18 protein-coding genes are annotated in these 19263 nt (G+C 68.7%); 7 read left to right on the top strand and 11 right to left on the bottom strand.

The window, feature by feature from the left end; all coding sequences use genetic code 11:
• Positions 1–103: 103 nt before the first annotated feature.
• The 6 genes from ACWDUD_RS14815 to ACWDUD_RS14790 all read right to left on the bottom strand — a co-directional run bounded on the left by ACWDUD_RS14815 (position 104) and on the right by ACWDUD_RS14790 (position 5448).
• Entirely contained in the window at positions 104–715 is a 612-nt protein-coding gene (locus ACWDUD_RS14815) for a TetR family transcriptional regulator (RefSeq protein WP_450109781.1), read from the bottom strand.
• A 241-nt stretch (positions 716–956) separates the two neighbouring features.
• Positions 957–1436 carry a nuclear transport factor 2 family protein gene (locus ACWDUD_RS14810; RefSeq protein WP_197251757.1) on the bottom strand — a complete coding sequence of 160 codons (480 nt, stop codon included), beginning with the start codon at positions 1434–1436 and terminating at the stop codon, positions 957–959.
• 9 nt (positions 1437–1445) lie between these two features.
• Complete coding sequence (locus ACWDUD_RS14805; protein ID WP_450109780.1) at positions 1446–2375, bottom strand: VOC family protein; 930 nt, start codon at positions 2373–2375, stop codon at positions 1446–1448.
• Positions 2376–2411: 36 nt separating this feature from the next.
• Positions 2412–3590 carry an acyl-CoA dehydrogenase family protein gene (locus tag ACWDUD_RS14800; protein WP_197251756.1) on the bottom strand — a complete coding sequence of 393 codons (1179 nt, stop codon included), beginning with the start codon at positions 3588–3590 and terminating at the stop codon, positions 2412–2414.
• Between the two features lie 99 nt (positions 3591–3689).
• Positions 3690–4556 carry an alpha/beta fold hydrolase gene (locus ACWDUD_RS14795; RefSeq protein WP_197251755.1) on the bottom strand — a complete coding sequence of 289 codons (867 nt, stop codon included), beginning with the start codon at positions 4554–4556 and terminating at the stop codon, positions 3690–3692.
• Positions 4557–4620: 64 nt separating this feature from the next.
• On the bottom strand, positions 4621–5448 hold the full coding sequence (locus ACWDUD_RS14790; protein ID WP_231610384.1) for an IclR family transcriptional regulator: 828 nt from the start codon (positions 5446–5448) through the stop codon (positions 4621–4623).
• Between the two features lie 333 nt (positions 5449–5781).
• Between ACWDUD_RS14790 and ACWDUD_RS14785 the strand changes: the two genes are divergently transcribed.
• Entirely contained in the window at positions 5782–6696 is a 915-nt protein-coding gene (locus ACWDUD_RS14785) for an LLM class F420-dependent oxidoreductase (protein ID WP_450109779.1), read from the top strand.
• Positions 6697–6699: 3 nt separating this feature from the next.
• The gene (locus ACWDUD_RS14780) at positions 6700–7845 is read left to right on the top strand and encodes an NADH:flavin oxidoreductase (protein ID WP_248674982.1); all 1146 of its coding nucleotides are present in this window, start codon (positions 6700–6702) and stop codon (positions 7843–7845) included.
• 70 nt (positions 7846–7915) lie between these two features.
• Here ACWDUD_RS14780 and ACWDUD_RS14775 read toward each other — a convergent pair whose 3' ends face one another.
• The 5 genes from ACWDUD_RS14775 to ACWDUD_RS14755 all read right to left on the bottom strand — a co-directional run bounded on the left by ACWDUD_RS14775 (position 7916) and on the right by ACWDUD_RS14755 (position 13684).
• Positions 7916–9274 carry an MFS transporter gene (locus tag ACWDUD_RS14775; protein WP_450109828.1) on the bottom strand — a complete coding sequence of 453 codons (1359 nt, stop codon included), beginning with the start codon at positions 9272–9274 and terminating at the stop codon, positions 7916–7918.
• Positions 9275–9608: 334 nt separating this feature from the next.
• Complete coding sequence (locus ACWDUD_RS14770; protein WP_197251748.1) at positions 9609–10412, bottom strand: SDR family NAD(P)-dependent oxidoreductase; 804 nt, start codon at positions 10410–10412, stop codon at positions 9609–9611.
• 51 nt (positions 10413–10463) lie between these two features.
• A complete protein-coding gene (locus tag ACWDUD_RS14765) occupies positions 10464–10721 on the bottom strand; it encodes a hypothetical protein (RefSeq protein WP_197251747.1) in 258 nt (85 codons plus the stop codon).
• On the bottom strand, positions 10699–11877 hold the full coding sequence (locus ACWDUD_RS14760) for a Rieske 2Fe-2S domain-containing protein (RefSeq protein WP_248674980.1): 1179 nt from the start codon (positions 11875–11877) through the stop codon (positions 10699–10701). The genes ACWDUD_RS14765 and ACWDUD_RS14760 overlap by 23 nt, the downstream gene beginning before the upstream one ends.
• A 139-nt stretch (positions 11878–12016) precedes the next feature.
• Entirely contained in the window at positions 12017–13684 is a 1668-nt protein-coding gene (locus ACWDUD_RS14755; protein ID WP_307846155.1) for an AMP-binding protein, read from the bottom strand.
• Positions 13685–13855: 171 nt separating this feature from the next.
• Here ACWDUD_RS14755 and ACWDUD_RS14750 point away from each other — a divergent pair, with 171 nt between their 5' ends.
• From ACWDUD_RS14750 to ACWDUD_RS14730, 5 genes are all read left to right on the top strand, one after another.
• Positions 13856–15538, top strand: coding sequence for a class I adenylate-forming enzyme family protein (locus ACWDUD_RS14750; RefSeq protein ID WP_450109778.1), 1683 nt, complete (start codon positions 13856–13858; stop codon positions 15536–15538).
• Positions 15539–15639: 101 nt separating this feature from the next.
• A complete protein-coding gene (gene echA20, locus ACWDUD_RS14745) occupies positions 15640–16401 on the top strand; it encodes a (7aS)-7a-methyl-1,5-dioxo-2,3,5,6,7,7a-hexahydro-1H-indene-carboxyl-CoA hydrolase (protein ID WP_197251744.1) in 762 nt (253 codons plus the stop codon).
• 13 nt (positions 16402–16414) lie between these two features.
• Positions 16415–17314, top strand: coding sequence for a cholesterol ring-cleaving hydrolase subunit IpdA (gene ipdA, locus ACWDUD_RS14740; RefSeq protein ID WP_450109777.1), 900 nt, complete (start codon positions 16415–16417; stop codon positions 17312–17314).
• Positions 17311–18069, top strand: a complete 759-nt coding sequence (gene ipdB / locus ACWDUD_RS14735) for a cholesterol ring-cleaving hydrolase subunit IpdB (RefSeq protein WP_197251742.1) — start codon at positions 17311–17313, stop codon at positions 18067–18069. Before ipdA ends, ipdB begins: the two co-directional genes overlap by 4 nt.
• Positions 18066–19130 (top strand): NAD(P)H-dependent flavin oxidoreductase, encoded by a 1065-nt coding sequence (locus ACWDUD_RS14730; RefSeq protein ID WP_197251741.1) that lies wholly within the window; start codon positions 18066–18068, stop codon positions 19128–19130. The genes ipdB and ACWDUD_RS14730 overlap by 4 nt, the downstream gene beginning before the upstream one ends.
• Positions 19131–19263 lie beyond the last annotated feature (133 nt).

Below are 19263 nucleotides of genomic sequence, written 5' to 3'. Positions count from 1 at the left end.
GATTCCGCGGGGCGCACTCAGGAACTTACCAAGCAATCGCTTGGTTTGTTAAGGCCGGTGTGTACTTCCGGCGGTCAGGACCGCCAAAAGGGCACACGGGCGGCTATGCCGCGAGATTCACCAACAGCAGGCGGCAGCTGCGCCTGATGTCGCTTTCGGCCTCCTCGAGGCTCGATCGGCCGTTGAGGTGAGCGATGATGACGCCGTACCAGAGCATCGACAGCAGCCGCACCACGTCGCGGTCCGCGTCGGTGGGATGGGTGATGCCGGCGGCGTCGAGCACGATGCTCTGGAACTGCTCCTCGATCTTGACCGCGTCGGGTACCGCACCGGCGGCCGCGGTGCTGTTGGACTGCAACATCGCCAACGCCAGCGTCGGGTGCGCGACGAGTTCGCGGGTCATCTCGATCAGCGCCTCGCAGATCGCGTCCTGCGCGGAAAGACCACGATCGGGCGCCGGGTTCCGGCGGTACCCGGCGAACCGTTCGAGTCGGTGCAGCATCACACCCACGAACAGGTGCGTCTTCGACGGGAAGTATCGGTAGAGCGTTCCGATCGCCACGCCGGCCCGCTTGGCGACCTCGGTCATCTGCACGTGCGCGAGGTCGTGTTCGGTCGCGAGGTGCGCTGCCGCGTCCAGAATGCGGACGTGCCGCTCCCGCTGGTCCGCCGAAGACGGTTCGGCGCCGTCCCGCGCCACACCGATCCTGGGCATTGTCGCTCCCCTTTCCGTTCCGATCGCGACCGATTGTCCCACCGAGCGGGCCCTGGACGGTCGTTCCGGCGCGCGGCAACACGTGCGTCCGCAGAGCGGGAACCGGCCGCGGATCACGTGCGCGTCGCGGGGATCACGACATGGTGGTCGGCCGGGCCGTCGAGTTCCGACGCCTCGACGGCCCGGCCGATGCTGTTCTACCGCGGCGCGTTCGGGATCCGCGACCGCCGGCGAATCCGGGTCAGGCCACGCCCGCGGCGAGGAGGTCGCGAGCGTCGGCGCGCCCGTCGAGAACGCGCGCGATGCGCAGTTTCACCTGCCACCGGCCGTCCGCACGCACCAGCTCCCACCTGTTCGCGGTCACGCGCTTCACACGGAAACCCTTGTCCGTGTTGAGAATCAGCTGTGAATGGCAGGTGACGACCGCGGTGTCCCCGTCGATCCGGATGTTCAACGGATCGAGCAGATGGCCGCAGCCACCGTGGATGTAGCCCTGATGTGCCTCGGAACGCACCATCGCCATGATCGCGTCACGGCCCCGGTACGCACCCGAATCGACTTCGTACACCCCGTCCTCGGTCCACAGCGCGCCGACCGCCTCGGCCGAGCCGCTGTCCACGGCCGGCCCGTAGGTCGTGATGAGCTGCTGGATCGCGAGGGTGTCCTCGAGCAGTTCGACGCGTCGGACGAGTTGCTCGACGAGTGTGGTCGTATCGGTCATCGCCACTCCCTACGATTGCGCGCTCGGCGGCGCGAACGCGGCGAGCGGTTCGGAACCGGACCAGTCGTGGCCCCAGTAGCTGTCTGCGGTGATCTCCTCGGCGGTGTAGAACGTCTCGTCGACGAGCATGCCCTCGGTGCCGAACTCGATGTCCCAGCCGCCGGGGGCCCGCACGTAGAACGAGATCATCTTGTCGTTCGTGTGGCGACCGAGCGTCGACGAGATCGGGAAGCCCAGCGCGCGAACACGATCCAGAGCCTGGCCGACCGCGTCGAGAGTTTCGACCTCGAGCATCAGGTGCACCAGGCCGGGCTGCTCGCTCGGCGGTGCCGGGCACAACGCGAGGCTGTGGTGGCGCCGGTTGACACCGAGGAACCGCACCCGCCGCGCCGGCGGCGGTGCCGACGGACCGCCGACGCGCATCGCACCGCGCGGCAGGAAGCCGAGGACCTCGGTGTAGAACTCGTACACCCGGTCGAACCGGAAGCACGGCAGCACGACGTGCCCGAGTCCTTCCTCACCGGTGTGGAATCGGCCGGCGAACGGGGTCACGACCGGGCTGTGGTCGAGCACCGGGCCGAAGAACACCTCGACGCGGGTGCCGCCCGGATCGTCGAACGCGATGACCTGCTCGGCGTCGCGATACAACGACTCCTGCTCCGACAGCACCTCGACGGCGATACCGGCCTTCTCCACGGCCTCGCGCACCCGTTCGAGCGCGAACTGGTCGCGGACCTCCCAGCCGACGGCGAGTGCCTTGTCGGTCTCGCCGGGCAGCACGATCAGGCGTGCGCGACGTTCGTCGATCCGTAGGTACAGCCCGTCCGGTTCCGGGCCGGAGCCGATCGCCATGCCGAGTCCGTCGACGACGAGTTCACGCCATCGTGCGATGTCTGTGGTCTGGATCCTGAGATATCCCAGGCCCCTGATGTCCGTCATTGTTCGATGTTCCTTCGTGACAGTTGGATTCGGCGATCAGATCATCGAGCGCATCATGCCCTGCGGCTCCTCGCCCAGCTGGGTGAGCGTGGCCGCGTGGAAGATCGAGCCGGGCACGTGGATGGCGTGGCTCAGACCTGCGTGGGCGTCACGCCAGAACCGCTGCAGCGGATTGGTGAGCTGCAGCGCGCCGCCACCGGCCCGCGCGAAGATCTCGTCGACGGCGCGCACGGCACGCCAGGCCGCGGCGGTCTGGGTGCGCCGGCCGATGGCCCGCATCTCGAACGTGACCTCCTGGCCCTTCTCGGTCAGGTCCCAGAAGCGATCGACGGTCTCGAGGATGGCGGCACGCGACGCGGCGATCTCGGCGGCCGCGTCACCGAGCGCGGACAGCACGTACGGGTCCTGCTTGATCGCGGTGCCGGACACCGTCACCCGCGACTTCTGCGTTTCGATGTAGCAGTTGAGGGCGCCTTCGGCGATGCCGATGAGCGACGAGGTGATGCCGAGCGGGAAGATGCACGAGAACGGGAACCGGTAGAGGGTCTCGTCACGTCCGGCGTCCTTCCAGGCGACACCACCCATGACGCGTTCGGCGGACAGCGTCCGGTACTCGGGCAGGAAGGCGTTCTCGATGACGAGGTCCTTCGACCCGGTACCGCGCAGGCCCACGACGTTCCAGCTGTCGTGGTCGATGCTGTAGTCCGAGCGGGGCACCAGCACGTGCAGGGACTTCGGCGGGCTCAGCCGGTTGCCGTCCTTGTCGCCGAGCGCGGCGCCGATCATGACCCAGTTGCAGTGGTCGGTGCCGGAGGAGAAGGACCAGCGGCCGTTGAGGATGTACCCGCCCTCGACGGGGGTGGCGACGCCCATCGGCGCGTACGGCGAGGCGATCCACGTGTCGGGATCCTCGCCCCACACCTCCTGCTGGGCCTTGGGGTCGAAGAACGCCATCTCCCAGGGATGCACGCCGACGATGCCGGAGACCCAGCCGGTCGCCCCGTCCATGGCACCGAGACCCATTGCCGTCTCGGCGAATTCGCGCGGGTGCGCTTCGAGGCCGCCGAACTCGGCGGGCTGGAGCATCCGGATGACTCCGGAGTCGCGCAGGCGCTTGGCGCTGCGGTCGGTCAGACGCATCAGCTTGTCGCCTTCGGCGCCGTCGGCGCGGATCTCGTCGGCGAACGGGATGAGCGAATCGAGAACCTGTCCCATGATCTTCCGGCTTTCTGTATGGCGCCCGGGTGATCGGGGCGGACGTCCGTGGGAGTCGCGCCCGCCGAGCGGGATCGGAGTGGGGTGAGCGGTATCCGCTCACGCGTCCTTGCGGTTGAGGAAGGCGAGGACGGTGGCGAGCCACGCGTCGCGGGCCTCGATCATCGTCCAGTGCCCGCAGTTCGGGAACACGTGCAGTTCGCCGTTGCGCAGCTCGCGCATCGGGAGCATCGCCATGTCGACGGGGCTGACGCGATCGTCGCGTCCCCACGTGATGAGGGTCGGGGCGGTGATCTTGCCGAGTTGCGCCCAGTAGGGGGTTTCGGTGGACGCGAGCGCGGCGCGGGCACCGGCTTCGAACGCGGCCGTGCTGTACATCCGGCGTGCGATCTCGAGGGTCTTGGGTTCGGTGGCGAGTTCCCAACGCTCCTGGATCAATTCGTCGGTGATGATCGCGGGGTCGTACACCATCGAGTGGAGCCAGCGGACGAGCTTCTCGCGGGTCGGGTCGTCGGTGAATTCCATCAGCAGCCGGATGCCCTCACCGGGCGCCGGCGCGAACACCGACCGGCCGGCACCGCCGATCGTGACGAGCTTGTGCACCCGGTCGGGTTCGGCGATGGCGAACTGGGTTCCGACGATGCCGCCCATCGAGTTTCCGATGATCGAGACACGGTCGAGGCCGAGGGCGTCGAGGAAGTCGGTCACCGCGTGACGTGCCATCACCATGGGATGCCCCGCGCACGGGTCGCTGACGCCGAAGCCGGGGAATTCGAGGACGAGGCAACGGAAGTGCTCGGCAAGGTCGGCGAGCACACCCCGGTAGTTGCGCCACCCGGTCACGCCCGGACCGGAGCCGTGCAGCAACAGCAGGGGCGGTCCGTCACCGGCTTCGTGGTATCGGAGCACACCCCGGTCCGTCGTGATGGACCGCGCGGTCTCCTCGTAGCTCAGTTCCGTCGTCATGACCGGTACATTCCCAGCGACACCGGCACCGTGCGCGCAGGCTCCCGGTGAACGGGACCCGCTGCTACGCCCATGCTCCGGCTCCACCGGCGACGAACTGCTCGGCCGTGTCGGGGACCGTGAAGGACACGGAATCGTCGGCGAGTCGGCGCGCGCGGCGCGGCGTTCCCAGCTCGGGGTAGAGCATGCGCGAGACGTCGCGTGCGGCGTCGGCGACGAGGGGTGCGATGCGGTCGAGGTGACCCGGACGCGTCGGGCCGCACAGCGAGATGCCCGCGACCGGGCCCTGGGGGCTGCGGACGGGCGCGCCGACGCATGCCATCCCGGCCATCGCCTCACCGGTTTCGAAGGCCAGCCCGTGTCGCTGCCGGATCCGGCCCAGTTCGCGGTGCAGCACCCCGAGGTCGGAGATGGTGCGGTCGGTGCGGCGCGGCAGGCCCGCGCTGTACAGCGCGTCGACGTGCTCGGGCTGCAGGCCGGCGAGGATGGCCTTGCCGCACGCGGTCGCGTGGGCGGACACGCGGCCGCCGACGCGGGAGGTCAGGGTGGCGGCCAGCTGCCCGCCGACCTTGTCGAGGTAGACGATCTCGTTGCGGTCGAGGACCGCGAGATGCGCGACCATCCCGGTCTGCAGGTGCAGTTCGTGGAGCACCGGGGCCGCCGCCTCGCGGATGCGGCCGTGACCGTTGTCCCCGGCGCCGAGCGACTTGGCGCGGCGGCCGAGACAGTAGCCGAACGACGCGTGGTCGACCCATTCGAGCCGGACCATCTGGTCGAGGATGCGGTGGACGGTGGAGCGGGGCAGCCCGGTGCGGCAGGCCACCTCTTCGAGGGTGAGCCGGGAGGAGGCGTTGTCGAAGGCGTCGAGGATCAGCGTCATGCGCTCGACCATGGAGGCGGGCAGTTCGCGCTGCGGCGCCGACGATCCCCGGGCCGACCCCGATGTGGTCTCGTATTCCCCTGCAGCAGCATCGAATTCGGGCATCGACGTAACCTCCTCCAACCCCTCGGACCGAGGGAGACCCCAAGAGACTGAAATTCATTCTTGTGACCGACGTAACAAGTATTGCCGATCGGCCCGTGATTGACAACATCCCACTGAACAGGAAGCACACCGGCCACCCGTTCCCCGACCGGTAGAACGGTCGGGAAGGACGATCACGCGCTTCACACCCGGGCCGCCGCCCGGGCGCGCGCCGGGTTCGCGTACGAGGGGTTCGATCGCATGTACATAGGTGTCACATCGCCCGTGGTCATCGACCACCCCGCCTCCCGCGCCGAATGGGAACGCCACGCCGGCATCGACGAACTCGCGCGCGTCGCCGAGACCGCCGATCGCCTCGGCTACCACCACCTCACCTGCAGCGAACACGTCGCCGTCCCCACCCGGATCGCCGCCGAACGCGGCGGCGTCTACTGGGACCCGCTGGCGACCTTCGGATACCTCGCCGCACGCACCCGCCGGATCAGGCTCAACACCCGGGTACTCGTGCTCGGCTACCACCATCCCCTCGAGATCGCCAAGCGGTACGGCACCCTCGACGCCGTCAGCGGCGGCCGGCTGATCCTCGGCCTGGGCGTCGGCAGCCTCGAGGAGGAATTCGCACTGCTCGGGGCGTCCTTCGAGGACCGCGGCGCCCGTGCCGACGAAGCGCTCCGCGCGCTGCGTGCCGGACTGTCGACCCCGAATCCCGAGTTCCACGGCACCTACTACGACTACGAGGACGTCGAGGTACGCCCGCACGCGGTGCAGCCGCGGGTGCCGTTCTGGATCGGCGGCCGCACCGGTCGGTCGCTGCGTCGGGCGGTCACGCTCGGTGACGGCTGGCTGCCGTTCGGTCTCACCGTGCAGCAGATCGCCGAGATGCTGCGCAAGGTGGATCCGCCGGAGGGATTCGACGTCGTCCTCGACGCCGGTCGCCCGCTCGATCCGCTCGGCGACCGCGACGCCACCCTGCGGGCCCTCGAACGACGCCGCGCGATCGGCGCCACGATCGTGAGCGCGACCTTCGCCGCCACCGGCGCGGACCACTACTGCGATCAGCTCGCGGCGCTGCGCGAGATCGCCGGCGAAGCCGGAGCCGAATTCGAATCCGCTTCTCCGAAAACGCCTTCCGAAATCGACGAAAGCTCCCGATAACGTATGACGAGAACCCTGTCCCCACTCTTCCGGCCCCTGACGGTGCGCTCGCTCGAGCTGCCCAACCGGATCGTGATGTCGCCGATGACCCGGTCGCACTCCCCCGGCGGCGTGCCGGGGCCCGACGTCGCCGAGTACTACCGGCGACGCGCCGCCGGCGGAACCGGCCTGATCGTCACCGAGGGCGTCGCGATCGACCACCCGACGGCCGTCGACAACCCGCGGGTCCCGCGGATGCACGGCGACGACGCCCTCGACGGGTGGCGGCGCGTCGTCGACGCCGTCCACGCCGAGGGCGGCCGGATCATCCCGCAGCTGTGGCATGTCGGGCCGCTGTGGGGCGCGATGACGAGCAACGTCGACCCGGCTCTGACGCCGATGCGCCCGTCGGGTGTGTGGGGCGAGCCCGGGGTCACGACCTATTCGGACGAGTACGTCGCGCAGGCCTCGCGGCCCTGCCGGCCGATGACCGACGACGACATCACCGACGTCATCTCCGCCTACGCGCGCGCGGCGCGGGCCGCGCTGGACGTCGGGTTCGACGGGGTCGCGCTCCACGGCGGCCACGGCTACCTGCTCGACGCCTTCCTGTGGGCGAGCACCAACCGTCGCGACGACGAGTGGGGCGGCGACCTGCAGCGACGTACCCGGTTCCCGGCCGCGGTGGTCGCGGCGATCCGCGCCGGGATCGGCGAGGACGCCCCGATCTTCTTCCGGTTCTCGCAGCACAAGCAGCAGGACTACACCGCGCGCATCGCGGAGACCCCGGACGAGCTGGGCACGATCCTCGGCGCCCTCGCCGACGCGGGAGTGGATGTGTTCGACGCGAGCATCCGCCGCTTCGACGTCGCCGCGTTCGAGGGCAGCGACCTGTCGCTCGCGGGGTGGGCGAAGAAACTCACCGGCGCGATGTCGATGGCCGTCGGCAGCGTCGGTATCGCGACCACGTTGCGCGAGACCCGCCTCGGCGTGGCCGCACCGTCCCGCGACAACATTCCCGAACTCGAACGACGGCTCGCCGCAGGAGAATTCGATCTCGCCGCGATCGGGCGCCTGCATCTCGCCGATCCGCAACTCGCCACGACCCTGCGTGCCGGTGGTCCTCTCCCCGAGTTCGATCAGGGCGTGCACGCGCGCACCCTGACCTGACCCCTCGCGCCCGTGCGCGTTTTCGGTAGTCGGAACTACCGAAAACGCGCACGGGACAGTGGGATTCGACTCAGGCGGCGGTACGCTTCGGGATCATCACCGTGAGCGCGATGGCCACGACCGTGCAGATCACGATCATGGCACCGACGAGGTTCAGGCCGGTGATCGTCATCGCACCCTGCGACGTGACCGTCGCGGTCAGGATCATCGTCGCGAGCGACGTGCCGACGCCCTGGCCCGCCATCCGCAGCACGGTCTGGGTGCCGGTCGTCTCGCTGGTGTTGCGTTCCGGCACGGACTCGACGACGAGGATGGGCAGCGCGGTGTATGCGAACGCCGTCGCGACCGACACCACGACCACCATCGCGGTCATCGCGAGTTCCGAACTGTGCGCGGTCAGCATCACGACGACACCGACGACGAACAGCGCGCTGCCGAGCAGCATCGACATCCGCGCGCCCACGGCCGCGGCGATCCGGCCGCTGATCGGTGTGCACGCGAATCCGAACAGCGAACCGATGAACGACAGCCACCCGGCGTGCGTCGCGGACAGACCCAGCCCGAACGACCCGGTCGTCGGGGACTGCATCACGATCGGGATGATCATGGTCACCACGCCCAGCGGACCCATCGCGATCGCGAGCGTCGCGAGCATCGTCAGGGAGAACTTGCGATCGGCGAACAGGCGCACGCTGATGAGCGGGTTCGGGACCTTCAGTTCCCACCGCACGAGCAACGCGAGCCCTACGAGGCCACCGATGACGAGCGCGAGGAACCGCGGGTCGGACCAGCCCCACGCGCCGACCTTGTTGATGCCCAGCAGGACGGCGGCGACGGATGCGGCGAACAGGACGGCGCCGATGTAGTCGATCGCCTCCTTCGTTCCCTTCGGGGGTCGCCAGGGCAGAACGAACAGCACGAGGAACAATGCGAACAGCGAGTAGGCCGCAGCGACCACGAAGATCATGTGCCAGCTCGCGTAGTCGATGAGCACCCCGGCGACGAGCAGCGAGGCGGCACCGGCGGTCACCGCGGTGCCCGAGATCAGCGCGACGGCGACGGGTACACGCGCGGGGGGAAGGTGCTCACGTGCCAGGCCGATGCACAGCGGCAGGATCGCGCCGGCCACGCCCTGGATCGTCCGGCCGACGATGATGCTGCCGAGGCTGTCGCCCAGGGCGCTGATGAGCGAGCCGAGGGCTGCGAGGGCGAGCAGGACGACCAGCACGCGTTCGCGGCCGTACATGTCGCCCAGCCGGCCACATGCGGCCGCGGACGCCGCGGCCACCAGGAGGAACGCCGTGACGGCCCAGCCGACCGTGGTGGCGTCGCTGCCGAAATCCTTGATGAGCGTGGGGATCGCGGCGTACATCATCGATGTTTCGAAGGCGCTGATGATCTCGACGGCGATCAGCACCGCCACGATCACCCAGACGGGACGTTGGCGGGCGTAGCGCCCCTTGGCCGGTGGGTCGGGAATCAGAGGTTCGACTCGAGTCGCATCGGAAGTCACAGATTCGGTTCCAGACTTTTCGGCGCACCGCGTATTGCGGTACGCGGGTGAAGGGAGAGGGGAGGGAACGACGGCAACAGCCGTGTCCCACATCACTTTCCCGCTCCGAATGTGCCTGCCGCCTCCGCGGTCTCACTCAGCAGGAACCAAAAAAGGAAGACGCCCAACGTATGTCGTGGGCGTCTTCCTCGAAACTTCTCGTGCGCGTTTTCGGTAGCGGGAACTACCGAAAACGCGCACGGGGGCGGGGTCAGCGGTTCAGCAGCGCGCGCATCGCCTCGGCCGCGCCGCGGACCAGTGCGTCGCGCGGGAATCCGCTGCGCTTGACCGCAGCCTTGTAGTTGCCGCCCGCAACCCACACCGGGCCGTCGGCGAGGTGCTCGAGACCTTCGCGGGCGACCTCCTCCGGCTCGGACACGAGCATGCCCGGCACGTCGAAGTTCAGCCCGGCACGTTCCATCGCGGGGGTACGGGTGACACCGAGAACCAGTTCGAGAACGTCGACGCCGTACGGCGCGAGCTCGAGCCACAGGCTCTCCGCGAACACCCGGCTGAAGGCCTTCGACGCCGCGTAGATGCTCTGGTGCTCCGAACCCATGTACCCGGCAAGGGATCCGAGCAACATGATCCCGCCGCGACCCATGTCCTTCATGCGCGCCCCGAACAGGTGCGCGAGCTCGACCTGCCGGTGCACGTTCAGATCGATGACGCCGCGGAAACCGTCGAGGTCGCCGGTGACGAACTCGTGGCCGTAGCTGTTGGCGCCGGCGTTGAAGATGAACAGTCCCACCTCGAGGTCCGCGGTGGCCGTGCGGATCTGCTCGACGGCGTCGTCGGCGAGCAGATCCAGTGCGAGCGTGCGCACCTCGACGCCGTGCTCGCGCACCGCGGCGGCGGTGTCCTCGAGCGGCCCCGGCTTGCGGGCGATCAGCAGCAGATCGAACCCGGCGCGGCCGAGTTCGTCGGCAAAGGCAGCGCCGACTCCCTCGGAGCCACCGGCGATCACCGCCCACCTGCCGTAACGGGCACTGTCGATCTGCAGGGTTTCGCTCATCACTGTCCTTCGGATTCCGTTGTTACGCGAGCCGACACGAATCGGATCGAACTACTGGAGGATCGGGCCGGGAATAGGCGCGTCGTCGAGGACGTCGATCAGCCCCTCGGTCGCGGCGCGGGCCACACCGGCTTCCAACGCCGAACACGTCAGGACCGGTGCACCCGGCCGGCGACCCGATCCCGCCGCATTGCCGAGCTCATGACAGCGGCTGCGCGCCTGCGCGTTCCACTGGACCTCGGTGTGCTCCCAGCTGTTCTTCCGCACGAGCACCTGGGCCTGGCACTCACTGCACCGCAGGGGCTGCATCCGTGTCCGCCTTCGCCGCGCGGGCCGCCCGGGCGGCGACGTTCGCTTCGACTTCCTTCATCCACGCCGCGACCGGACGCGTGGTGTCCATCTCGAACTCGAACCGGTCGGTCATCTCCGGGGTCACGTCCGCGACGTCGACGTAGAACTGCTCGTACCAGCGGCGCAGCTGGTAGACCGGGCCGTCCTCCTCGCACAGCAGCGGGTTCTCGATGCGGGTCTTGTTCTTCCAGATCTCGATGTCCTGCTCGAAACCGCGGGCGATGAAATCACCGAACTTCCTGGCGGTTTCGAGGGCGACATCGTCGGGCAGCTGCGGCGACTTCTTGACGATCATGCCGTACATCAGCACGAACTTGTCGGCCGAGACCGGGTAGTGGCAGTTGAGCAGAACCGACTCGATGTCGTAGCCCTCGTACTCGTACTTCAGGTCGTCGATCATGAACGACGGTCCGAAGTACGAGGCCTCCGAGCGGCTGCCCAGCATCTTCGGCTGCCCCTCGGTGTTCGGGCGCATGTCGTCACGTGCCTTGCCGTGCATGACCTGGGTCGCGACGTGACCTTCGAAGATGTTCTTGAAGAACGTCGGGAACGAGTAGTGCACGTAGAAGAAGTGCGCCATGTCGACGATGTTGTCGATGATCTCGCGGCAGTTGGTGTCGACCTCGGTGGTGTACCAGACCCAGTCGGTCCACTCGTCGCTGGTGGCACCCTCGATGCGCGGGATCGTGACGTCGGCCGGCGGCGGGTTGCCCTCGGGGTCGTGCCAGACGAAGAACAGACCGTCCTGGTCGAGGGTGCGCCACGCGCGGGTCTTCGCGAGCGGCGGGACCCGGCGGGCGTAGGGGATGTTGGTGCACTTGCCCTTGCCGCCCCAGCGCCAGTCGTGGAACGGGCAGGCGATGTCGTCGCCCTTGATCGTTCCCTGGCTGAGGTCGCCGCCCATGTGCCGGCAGTACCCGTCGAGAACCTGCAGTTCCCCGGCGGTGTCGGCCCACACGACGAGTTTGGTGCCGAACGCCTCGACGGAGTGCGGCTTCCCGTCCCGGAAGCTCTCCGCCAGACCGAGGCAGTGCCAACCGCGGGCGAAGCGGGTGGGAGCGGTACCGGTGACGATCTCGCGGATGTCGGAAGTACCGGTGGTTTCCAAGCTCACGGCTGGCCGTCCTTTCGGCAGTGATGGTCGGTGGGATCGAAAGTGCTACTGAGGTTTCCGTGCTCCTTCGATCCTCACGGTAGGTGAGTCCGGAAGCGGCGGAATCGCAGGTCCCACTCGCCGGGATCCGGGGTCGGGCTCAGGCGACCGGCGCCGGGAGCAGCGCCGCGCGACCGTTCGCGACGAAGTCGCGTTCGATGTCGGCGCGGGTCGATTCGTCGAGCAGAACGTATTCAGGGGTGCGCCCGACACGCACGTAGACGGGGTCGTCGGTGTACCACGCGACCACCCGCAACGGCGCCTTGTCGATCTTGTTGCTGCCGGTCAGCGGAATCCGGTCGGTGACCCGCACGAACCGCGGCCACCACTTGTCCCCCATGTCCGGTTGTTCGGCCAGCTCACGGCCGAAGGCGACCGGGTCGAACACGGCACCGGCGTCGAGTTCGACGGCACACATCACCTGATCGCCGGTCGTCGGGTCCGGCACCGCGAACACCGGGGCCGACAGCACGCCGGGAAGGCGCTGCAGGATCCGTTCGACGGGCGCGGCGGCGAAGTTCTCGCTGTCCACGCGCAGCCAGTCCGAAGCCCGTCCCGCGAAGTAGAAGTAGCCGTCGGCGTCGCGGTAACCGAGGTCGCCGGTCCAGAAGTCGTCGCCGCGGATCCGGTCCGCGGCGGCACCCGGGTTCTTGTAGTAGCCCTCGAACGAGGCCGCCGCACCGATCGCGACGATCTGCCCGATCGCCTCCGGGTTCAGCAGCCGGCCCGTCTCGTCGAACCGAGCCCGGGGGCATTCGAGCCCCGTGTTCTCGTCGAGGATACGGGCGTCGGTGCCACCGGCGGCGACCCCGAGCGACCCGGGCGGAGTGTCGGGGGTGCGGTTGATGCGCAGGACGCCCTCGCTCGAGCCGTAGCCCTCGATGACGGTGCAGCCGAACCGCTCGGAGAACCGTGCGACGTCGACCTCGGATGCTTCGGTGCCGAACGCCACCTCGAGGGTTCCGGTGCGGTCGCGGGGGTCCTCGGGCCGGTTCAGCACGTACGACAGGGCGCGGCCGACGTAGTTGACGAAGGTCGCGCCGAACCGGTGGATGTCCTCCGAGAAGCGGCTCGCGGAGAACTTGCGGATCAGGCCGACGGTCGCGCCGACCCGCATCGCGGTGCCGAGGTTGAGCATGACGGCGTTCCCGTGGAACAGCGGCATGCACAGGTACGCGACCGAGTCGCGGCGCATGTGGGTGCGTTCGACGAGCACGTCGACGAGCCGCCCGAGCCGGCCCTGCGTGACGATCACCGCCTTCGGGCGGCCGGTGGACCCGGAGCTGAACAGCAGCAGCGCGATGTCGTCGGCCGCAGGCACCGTGTCGGGCAGAGCGGACCCGCGGTGCGGTTCGAGGAACCGCGTGTAAGCGGGCGTATCGATGTCGAGGATGCGGTCGGCGGGCAGTCCGTGGCCGGTGCCGTCGACGAGGTGCGCCAGGCGTGATTCGGTGACGAGGAGATCCACGTCGGCCTGGCGGATGTCCTCGGCGAGCTCCGGGCCGCTGCGGCTGGCGTTGATCCCCACGACCACGGCTCCGGCGAGGGCACCGGCCCCGATCCAGAACACGAAGTCCGGCACGTTCTCGAGCAACACCCCGATGTGGCGTTGCCGGCCGGCCGGGGCGGGCACGGCCGCGACGAGCGCGGCGGCACGATCCGCGCTCTGCTGCACCACCTCGTCCCAGGTCCACTGCCGGTCCTCGAACCGCACTCCGACCTTGTCGTCACCCTTGCGGGCACGTACGACTTCGGCGAACGTCTGCACTGCCACCTCCGAATCGTTGCCGGCGCCCGCACGCGGACGCCCGGGCAAGCACGTTAGGAGCGCGGCCACCCCGGGCATCTGTGCAGGTCCCACTCACCGGTACGTTCGGATGGCGGCGCGACGGGCGTGAGAGTCTTCGGCCGGACGTTCGGTCGAGAAGGGAGGCCCGCGATGACCGTGCCACCCGATCCGGAGCAGTTCCTCGACCAGCTGGTCTCGCGTCTGACGGGGCGCGGCGGCGCATTCGAGATCGTGATGAGCGACGTGCTGGGCACCGAGATGCCCGTCATGCGCAACCGTGACACCGCCGTCGCGGATCTGCTGGAGCGGTCACAGGCCTGGGGCGACCGGGAGTATCTCGTGACGGCGACGCGGCGGATCTCGTTCGCCGAGCACGCGCGGGATGCGTACGCGCTCGCGGCGGCCCTGCAGCAGCGGTACGGCGTCGGGGTCGGCGACCGCGTCGCGATCCTGTCGGCGAACCGGCCCGAGTGGGTCACCGCGTTCTGGGCGACGCAGGCGCTCGGTGCGATCACCGTCGGATTGAACGCGTGGTGGGCGCAACCCGAGATCGACTTCGGGATCCGCAACTCCGCGCCGCGGGTGGTGTTCGCGGACGAGCCGCGCGCCGAGGCCCTCTCCGGGCGCAGCCCGCACGGCACGATCGTGCTGACCGTCGAGGGTGATCTCCCGCGGCTGATCGCCGAGTTCGCCGGGATGCGACCGCCGCCGCCGCGCGTGGACGAGGACGATCCGGCCGTCCTGCTCTACACCTCGGGTACGAGCGGCGACCCGAAGGGCGCGTTGCATTCACAGCGGAACCTGTTGGCGGTCACGGACTATCACCGGTTCGCCGATGCGATCTCCACGACTTGGTGCGGGGAGATGTACGACCGGGACGCCCCGCACGAGGCGCGGTACCTGCTGACCTCTCCCCTGTGCCACATCACCAGCCTGCACAACACGATCGTCCCGCGGCTCGCGACCGGCAGCACCGTCGTGATGAACCAGGGATGGTTCGACGTACACCGCGTCCTCGAGATCATCGAGAACGAGCAGATCACGCATTGGAACGCGGTCCCCTCGATGGCCGCGCGGATGCTCGAGATCCCCGACCTGGACCGGTACGACCTGGGTTCGCTGACCCGGTTCACCCTGTCGTCGGAACCGACGTCCCCCGAGTTCAAGCAGCGGCTGCGGGAGCGGCTGCCGTTCGGCCGGTACGCGGTCGTCGACAGCTACAGCATGACCGAGTGCAGCACGTCGATCGCGGTGGCCAGCGCGCAGGATCTCGAGCGGTATCCGGGCACGGTGGGTCCACCGGTGATCACGGTGAGCATGGAGATCCGGGACGAGCACGGCGGGTGGCTGCCGGACGGTCGCGTCGGCGAGGTGTGCGTGCGCAGCCCGTTCGTGATGCTCGGCTACTGGGGCGACGAGGCCGCGACCGCGGCGGCGATCACCCCCGATCGGTGGCTGCGGACCGGCGACCTGGGCGTGGTCGAGAACGGCCGGCTGCGCCTGCTGGGCAGGCGTGCCGATCTTATCCGGCAGAACGGCGAGGACATCTACCCGTCGGAGATCGAACGGGTACTCGGCGCGCACCCCGCCGTGCGGGAATGCCTGGTCATCGGCGATCCGCATCCCGAGTGGGGCGAGGAGGTGTGCGCGGTCGTCGTTCTCGCCCCCGGAAGGGAGGCGACGAAGGAGGAACTGACCGCCTATCTCGCCGATCGGCTCGCGTACTTCAAGGTGCCCACCCGCTGGAATATCACGCGGAATCTTCTGCCGCGCAACACAACCGGCAAGATCGTCCGGCGTCACCCCTGGACGGAAGACCCGTCCGGGCACTGAGTCCGGCTCCACCACCACATGGCGGACCCTGTGCCGCGGAGCGGGCGTGTGCTAGCTTACCAAGCAATCGCTTGGTTCGGTACCGACGTAAGGAACATGCCATGGGCATCACCTCCACCTCCGACGGCGCGGGAATCACCACGGTCACCGTCGACTACCCGCCCGTGAACGCCATTCCGTCCGCCGGGTGGTTCGAACTGGCCGACGCGGTCCTCGCCGCCGGCAAGGACCCGGACACCCACGTCGTGATCCTGCGGTCCGAGGGTCGCGGCTTCAACGCCGGCGTGGACATCAAGGAAATGCAGGCCACCGAGGGGTACGACGCGCTCATCGCCGCCAACCACGGCTGCGCCGCCGCGTTCTCCGCCGTCTACGACTGCGAGGTCCCGGTCGTGGTCGCCGTCAACGGCTTCTGCGTGGGCGGCGGCATCGGCCTGGTCGGCAACGCAGACGTCATCGTCGCGTCCGACGACGCGGTCTTCGGGCTTCCCGAGGTCGACCGCGGCGCGCTCGGCGCCGCCACCCACCTGTCGCGCCTGGTCCCGCAGCACCTGATGCGCACCCTGTACTACACGGCGCAGAACGTCACCGCGCAGCAGCTGCACCACTTCGGCTCCGTCTACAAGGTGGTGCCGCGCGCCGAACTCGACGCCGCCGCCCGCGAGGTCGCCGGCCTGATCGCCGCGAAGGACACCCGCGTGATCCGCCGCGCGAAGGAAGCGATCAACCGCATCGACCCGGTGGACGTGAAGAACGCCTACCGCCTCGAACAGGGATTCACCTTCGAGCTGAACCTCGCCGGCGTCGCCGACGAGCACCGCGACGAATTCGTCGCGACCGGCAAGCCGCGCGCGAACAAGTAGGGAGAGAAAAACAGTGCGTGACAAGAGGATTACTCTCGACGACGCCGTCGGGCAGCTGCGCAGCGGCATGACCATCGGACTCGGCGGCTGGGGTTCGCGACGCAAGCCCATGGCGTTCGTGCGCGCGATCCTGCGCTCGGACGTGAAGGATCTGACCGTCGTCACCTACGGCGGTCCGGACCTGGGTCTGTTGTGCTCGGCCGGCAAGGTCAAGAAGGCGTACTACGGTTTCGTGTCGCTCGATTCGGCCCCGTTCTACGATCCGTGGTTCTCCAAGGCCCGCACCGAGGGCGCCATCGTCGCCCGCGAGATGGACGAGGGCATGGTCAAGTGCGGTCTCGAAGCCGCCGCCGCGCGCCTGCCGTTCCTGCCGATCCGCGCCGGCCTCGGTTCGGACGTGCAGAACTTCTGGGGCGACGAACTGCAGACCGTCACCTCCCCGTACCCGGACGCCTCCGGCAAGCACGAGACCCTGATCGCGATGCCCGCCCTGAACCTGGACGCGGCCTTCGTGCACCTGAACATCGGTGACGCCCACGGCAATGCGGGTTACCAGGGCGTCGACCCGTACTTCGACGACCTGTACTGCCTGGCCGCCGAGAAGCGCTTCGTCTCCGTGGAGAAGATCGTCGAGACCGAGCAGCTCGTCAAAGAGGTTCCGCTGCAGCAGCTGATCCTCAACCGCATGATGGTCGACGGTGTCGTCGAGGCCCCGAACGGCGCCCACTTCACCCTCGCCGGCGAGTCCTACGGCCGCGACGAGAAGTTCCAGCGCCACTACGCCGAGGCCGCCAAGACCCCCGCGTCGTGGCAGGCGTTCGTCGACCGGTTCCTGTCCGGATCCGAGGACGACTACCAGGCCGCCGTCGAGAAATTCCACGCGGATTCCGAAAAGACTGGGGAGCAGGCATGACCTCCACCGAAACCGTCACCCGGGCCGAGTACTGCGCGATCGCGTGCGCCGACATCTTCGCCGGCGCCGGCGAGATCATGGCCAGCCCGATGTCGACGATGTCGCAGATCGGTGCCCGCCTGGCGCGTCTGACCACCGAGCCCGACCTGCTCATCACCGACGGTGAGGCACTGATTCTCGCCGACACCCCCGCGGTCGGCGCGAAGGGTGCGATCGAGGGCTGGATGCCGTTCCGCAAGGTGTTCGACGTCGTCGCCTCCGGCCGGCGCCATGTCGTCATGGGCGCCAACCAGATCGACCGCTACGGCAACCAGAACCTGTCTGCGTTCGGCCCGCTGCAGCAGCCGACCCGCCAGATGTTCGGCGTCCGCGGCGCCCCGGGCAACACCATCAACCACGCCACCAGCTACTGGGTCGGCAAGCACAACAAGCGCGTGTTCTGCGACAAGGTCGACGTCGTCGCCGGTGTGGGCTGGGACAAGGTCGATCCGGAGAACCCGGCATACAAGTACCTGAACGTGTACCGCGTCGTCACCAACCTCGGCGTCTTCGACTTCGGCGGCCCCGGCCACACCTTCCGCGCGCTGAGCCTGCACCCCGGCGTCACCGCCGACGAGGTCGCGGACAACACCTCCTTCGAGGTCGCGGACCTGGCCGACGCCGGGGTCACCCGCGAACCCACCGCCGAGGAACTGCGGATCATCCGTGAGGTCCTGGATCCGAGGAACCTGCGCGACCGCGAGGTCGCCGCATGAGCACCCCCCATATCGAGACGGCGCTGACGAAGCTGGTCGGGATCGAGCATCCGATCGTGCAGACCGGCATGGGCTGGGTGTCCGGCCCCCGCCTGACCGCGGCCACCTGCAATGCCGGCGGGCTCGGCATCCTGGCGTCCGCGACGATGACCTACGACGAGCTCGAGGCCGCCGTCGCGAAGACGAAGTCGTTGACGGACAAGCCTTTCGGCGTGAACATCCGCGCCGACGCGTCGGACGCCGCGCAGCGCATCGACCTGCTCATCCGCGAAAACGTCAAGGTCGCCTCGTTCGCGCTGGCACCGAAGAAGGATCTGATCGCCAAGCTCAAGGATCACGGCATCGTCGTGATCCCGTCGATCGGCGCCGCCAAGCACGCGGTGAAGGTCGCGTCGTGGGGCGCCGACGCGGTGATCGTCCAGGGCGGCGAGGGTGGCGGCCACACCGGTGGTGTCGCCACGACGCTGCTGCTGCCGTCCGTGCTCGACGCCGTCGACATCCCGGTGGTCGCCGGGGGCGGATTCTTCGACGGCCGCGGGCTCGCGGCGGCGCTGGCGTACGGTGCGGCGGGCGTGGCCATGGGTACCCGGTTTCTGCTCACCAGCGACTCCGCGGTGCCGGATTCGGTGAAGCAGCAGTACCTTTCGCGCGGGCTGCAGGACACCACGGTGTCCGTGAAGGTCGACGGCATGCCGCATCGGGTCCTCAACACGGACCTGGTCGACGCGCTCGAGAAGTCCAGCTATGCGAAGGGACTCGTCGCGGCGACGAAGAACGCGATGAAGTTCAAGTCGATGACCGGCATGAAGTGGTCGACGCTCGTCAAGGACGGGCTGGCCATGAAGCGGTCCGGCGACCGGACGTGGCAGCAGATCATCATGGCCGCGAACACCCCGATGCTGCTCAAGGCCGGACTGGTCGAGGGCAACACCGAAGCCGGGGTGCTGGCGTCCGGTCAGGTGGTCGGCATGATCGACGACCTGCCGAGCTGCCGGGAACTGATCGACCGCATCGTGGCCGAGGCCGTCGAACGCATCGACGCACTGGCTGCGCTGCGCTGATTGCGCAGTACGCGAGTATTCGCAGCACCGGAGCTTCACAGAACCCGAGCGCCGTCCCGCATTTCCGTCGCGGGGCGGCGCTTCGGCGTGCGGGGTACTTCCCAGAGCCACCGTCGTCCGTTAACGTCAAGAA

The organism is Rhodococcus sp. NPDC003382, assembly GCF_053589135.1.
This window is presented reverse-complemented; position numbering and strand designations above follow the sequence as displayed.